Annotated in this window: 1 protein-coding gene; it reads left to right on the forward strand. The window is 76.1% G+C overall.

Annotation, left to right across the window (positions count from 1 at the left end; all coding sequences use genetic code 11):
• Positions 1–1280, forward strand: a 1280-nt coding sequence (locus DQW06_RS12035; RefSeq protein ID WP_370449069.1) for a serine hydrolase domain-containing protein, incomplete at both ends; no start/stop codon positions are given.

A 1280-nucleotide genomic window follows, 5' to 3' on the forward strand; every position in this document is an offset into this window, starting at 1 on the left:
CTCACCCACGTCCCCCTCGCCCTGCTGCTCGCCCTGTCCCCCGTGGTCACAGCCCCACCGGACGACGCGGCTCCCAATGACCCCGCCGCGATGGACGCCTACGTCCAGGAACGCATGGCCGCCACCAACACCCCCGGACTGGCCTACGCCGTGGTCGGCCCCGGGGGCGTCGAGCACCGGGGGACCTTCGGCGTGGACGGCGACGGCGCCCCGGTGGACGAGCACACCCCGTTCCTGTGGGGGTCGGTGGCCAAGCCCGTGACCGCCACCGCCGCACTGGTCCTTGCCGGGGAGGGGCGTCTGGACCTGGACGCCCCGGTCGAGGAGTACCTGCCGGTCTTCGCGGAGTTCGGCGCCGACCCCACCGTGCGCGACCTGCTCACTCAGACCTCGGGGCTCACCGGGCGCACCGCCGCAGCCACCAGCGACCTCTACGGCGAGGGGGCCCCGGACCTGGACGCGCGGATGGCGCGCGTCGCCGCCTCGGAGCCGGGGACCCCGGGCACGCACGAGTACAGCAGCGCGAACTACCTCGTGCTGGGCGCCGTCATGGAGGAGGTGACCGGCGACTTCCACGGGTACCTGCGCGAGAGCGTCCTGGAACCGACGGGGATGGACGGCGTCTTCGCCAGCGCGGCCCAGGCGCGGGAGGCCGGGCTGAGCCCGGGGCACCGCACGCTGTGGGGCGTGCCGGTGGCCGACGCCGACGGTGTGGACGACGAGGGAGCCGCCTACGGCTACCTGGGCGGGGACGTCACCGACCTGGCCGCGTTCGCGCGGGCGCAGGTGGCGGCGGAGCCGCCCGTGCTGGACGCCGCCGCACTGGAGGAGGCCCGCACGGGGCTGGTCCCGGTCCCCGGTTCGGCGCAGGAGTACGGCCTGGGATGGCGCGACACCGCCCTGTCCGACCTGGGTGAGCCGATCGTCTTCCACGGCGGTTCGACCCCGGGGTACGCGGCGATCGTGGTGGTGCTGCCCGAACGCGGGAGGGCGGTGGTGGTCCTCCAGAACACCTACGACATGCTGCGCGACAACGGAATCCAGGCGGTCGCCTTCGGGCTGGCCCACATGCTCGCGGGCGGGGACTCCCCCTCCTCCCCCGGCACCGACCCGCTGTACCTGGCGTCGGTGTGGACGCCCACGGCAGCCGCGGCGGCGCTGGGCGCGGGCGCCGTCGCGGCCGTGCGGGTGCGGCGGCCCCGCGGGTGGGCGACCGCGCTGTGGTCGGCGCTGGGCTGGTCGCGGTGGCCGCCGCACCCGCACGGCCGCGGCGGCGCTGG

The organism is Nocardiopsis sp. TNDT3 (assembly GCF_003427465.1).
Taxonomy (GTDB): domain Bacteria; phylum Actinomycetota; class Actinomycetes; order Streptosporangiales; family Streptosporangiaceae; genus Nocardiopsis; species Nocardiopsis dassonvillei.